The organism is Arthrobacter sp. JCM 19049 (assembly GCF_001310435.1).
Genome location: NZ_BAXF01000249.1, coordinates 1 through 3,164, shown reverse-complemented (window position 1 = coordinate 3,164; position 3,164 = coordinate 1). Strand labels below are relative to the sequence as shown.

The following is a 3,164-nucleotide window of genomic DNA, read 5'->3' as shown; positions in this document are numbered from 1 at the left end:
CCTTGCGCCGCACGGTCGCGAAGTCCAGGACCCACTGGCCAAAGAGGTCCAGGGCAATCCTCCCGTCGGCCGCGATCGCCTCGGCCGATGGGTAGTCGGTCATCAGGTTGCGTGCTGCTGGCTGGGGCGCGGCCGGGGCCGCAGCGGCTGCCCGTTCAGGAACGCGCCCTGGAGGTTGGCGCTGAACTCATCGCCGGTGACCGGGTCGATCACCACCGCCGCCACCAGCTCATCGTCGATGGCCGCGGCAATGGAGACGCAGAAGAATGCGATGCCGTGCACGAAATTGCTGGTTCCATCCAGCGGGTCCACGATCCACTGGATGGACCCCGAGGGATCGCCGGTGGGCAGATCCTCCACCGTTTCCTCGCCCAGCACCCAGGAGTCGGGGCAGCGGGAGAGCAGCTCACGGGTGAGCAGCAGTTGGCTGCGCCGGTCCAGTTCGGTGACCAGGTCGTGGGTGTTCGTCTTGTGCTCGGCCCCGATTCCGGTGCGGAAGTTCTCCCGCAGCAGCCCGGCGGCCTGGCGCCCGGCTTCCAGCATCACCGCGCAGCCGTTCGGCCAGTGCTGCCGTTGCGTGCATGCCGGGGCCGTCGGCGGCTGTCGGGGGTCGGTTGCCTGGATGGTCGCGGGACGCGGAGCGCGGTGCTTGATGCCTGGGATTCCACGCCTCCAGCCTAGCGCCCAGATGCGCTGCACCTTGTTGCGTGGGCCGGGGAGCCGGGCGCGCGGGATGGAACCGGCCGGTGCGCCGACCCGGTTCGGGCGAAGCAAGATAAGCTTCTGGCCATGAGTAGCATGCAACCGATCGTGCCCAAGGTGTCGTTGACCGAACAGGTGACCACCATGATCCGTGCCGCCATCGTCTCCGGAGAGATGAAGCCGGAGGAGCACTACTCGGCGATCGCCATCGCCGAGAAGCTCGGCGTTTCGCGCACCCCGGTTCGCGAGGCCCTGCAGCTGCTGGAGAAGGAAGGCATCGTCACCGTGGCCAAGAACCGCGGGGTACGGGTCAACCAGATCTCCCTGGACGATATCGTCGAGGTCTTCCAGGTGCGCCTGGCCGTGGAACCGCAGGCCGCGGCGCGCGGGGTGCTCAACGCCAGCGACGCCGATATCCGCACCCTCACCGAGCTGCACCAGCGGATGCTGCAGATCGGCGAAACGGGGGACGGGCGGGCCACCCTGGAAGCCGACAAGCAGTTCCACCTCTACCTGTTGGGATTGGCCGGAAACGCCAAGCTGGATGCGATCATCAGCGAGCTGCGCAATCTGGTGCTGGCCCACGGGCAAACCACCATCCCCCAGGCCCGCACCAGCCAGGAGCTGGCGGGGGACCGGATGAACTCATCGAGGCCATCACCCAGCGTGACCCGGCGGCGGCGGCCACCGCGATGCGCAACCACGTCATGCGCACCGCCCAGCTGCTGATCCGCTCGGTCTGTGCCCGCACCCCCGGCCTGGATGCCAGAAGTTCATTGAACGCCTGGACCAGCTGATGCTCCTGCCGGAGAACTGCCCCAAACCGCAGTAACTTTGGCTCCGCCCCTTGTGGCCGACGACCACCTGATCTAGAGTTGCATGCAACATGTAACAACGATGTTGGATGATGAAAAGGTGGTCTAGCCGATGACCCAACCACTGCAGGGAATCAAGGTTGTTGACCTCTCCCGGATCCTGGCCGGGCCCTTGTGCACCATGACGCTGGCCGACTTCGGCGCCGAGGTGATCAAGGTCGAAAGCCCGGCAGGCGACGAAACCCGCAGCTGGAAGCCGCCGGTCACCGACGCGGGGTCAGCACCTACTATTCGGCGGTCAACCGCAATAAGCAGGCAGTAGTCGCCGACTTTGCGGATCCGGCCCAACTGCAGGCCCTGCTGGAGCTGATCCGCGACGCGGATGTGCTGGTGGAAAACTTCCGGCCCGGGGTCCTGGCCAAATTCGGCCTGGACTACCACAGCCTCGCCGAACTCAACCCCCGTCTCGTGTACTGCTCCATCTCCGGATTCGGCGACAAGCAGGGGGCTGCGCTCCCCGGCTTCGACCTGCTGGTGCAGGCCGTGGGCGGCTGATGAGCATCACCGGTGAGCCGCAGGGCACCCCCTCGAAGGTCGGGGTCGCGCTGGTGGACGTGCTGGCCGCCCAGAACGCCACCACCGGAATCCTGCTGGCACTGCGCGAGCGGGACGCCAGCGGGCAGGGTCAGCAGGTGAACATCACCCTGATGGGTTCCCTGCTGTCCGGGCTGACCAACCAATCAAGCAGCACGCTGGCCACCGGGCGGTCCCCGGCCCGGATGGGTAACGCCCACCCCAGCATCGCACCCTACGAAACCTTCCGCACCGCCGACGGAGTGGTGGCCATCGCCGTGGGCAATGACCGCCAGTTCGCGGCCCTGCTGCGCGAACTGGGACTCGAAGCACTGGGGCAGGACCCGCGCTTTGCCGAGAACAGCTCCCGGGTGGCGCACCGCGAAGAGCTCAAGGAATTAATCGAGAATGCCACCGTCACCCGCCCGGCGGCGTACTGGGCCGAAGCGTTGATGGGGGCCGGGGTTCCGGCGGGCAAGGTGAACTCGATCGCCGAGGCCATAGACTTCGCCCGCGACCTCGGGCTGGAACCCACCGCCCTGATCCGCGACCGGCACACCGCGCAGGAAACCCGGCAGATCGCCAGTCCCATCGGGCTCTCCCGCACCGGCGCCCAGTATCACAGCGTGCCCCCGGCCCACGGCCAGCACCAGCAGCTGCTGCTGAACCCCACCGGCAGCTAGCGCCACCAACCCAGGCCGGGCGCCCTCACCGGCCGGGCCACTACCCACCCAACCCCTCTTCCGTTTCAAGGAGCACACCATGACCACGACCACCACCGGCACCGCCTGGACCCTTCGGACCTGATCAACTTCGATGCGCTGCTCAGCTCCGAGGAGCTCGCGCTGCGCCAGCAGGTGCGCCAGTTCGTCGCCGAGAACATCAAGCCGAACATCGCCACCTGGTACGAGAAGGCCGTCTTCCCGCTGGAAATCGTGCCGGAAATGGCCAAGCTCGGCCTGCTGGGCATGCACCTGGAAGGCTACGGCTGCGCCGGGCGCAGCGCCGTGGAATACGGGCTGGCCGGTGCCGAACTGGAGGCCGGGGACTCGGGGCTGCGCACCTTCGTCTCCG

The 3,164-nt window shown here is 67.4% G+C and carries 3 protein-coding genes and 1 pseudogene; 3 read left to right on the top strand and 1 reads right to left on the bottom strand.

Annotated features, from left to right (window positions below; genetic code table 11):
- Window positions 1-102: 102 nt before the first annotated feature.
- Window positions 103-774, bottom strand: a complete 672-nt coding sequence (locus JCM19049_RS10400; RefSeq protein ID WP_054821551.1) for an inositol monophosphatase family protein — start codon at window positions 772-774, stop codon at window positions 103-105.
- A 15-nt stretch (window positions 775-789) separates the two neighbouring features.
- Between JCM19049_RS10400 and JCM19049_RS10395 the strand changes: the two genes are divergently transcribed.
- From JCM19049_RS10395 to JCM19049_RS10385, 3 genes and pseudogenes are all read left to right on the top strand, one after another.
- Window positions 790-1,431: a GntR family transcriptional regulator gene (locus tag JCM19049_RS10395; protein ID WP_279402945.1), complete on the top strand. Its 642-nt coding sequence runs from the start codon at window positions 790-792 to the stop codon at window positions 1,429-1,431.
- 198 nt (window positions 1,432-1,629) lie between these two features.
- Window positions 1,630-2,773: pseudogene (locus JCM19049_RS23470) on the top strand (CaiB/BaiF CoA transferase family protein).
- Window positions 2,774-2,878: 105 nt separating this feature from the next.
- On the top strand, window positions 2,879-3,164 hold a 286-nt coding region (locus JCM19049_RS10385), incomplete at its 3' end, for an acyl-CoA dehydrogenase family protein (protein WP_279402946.1).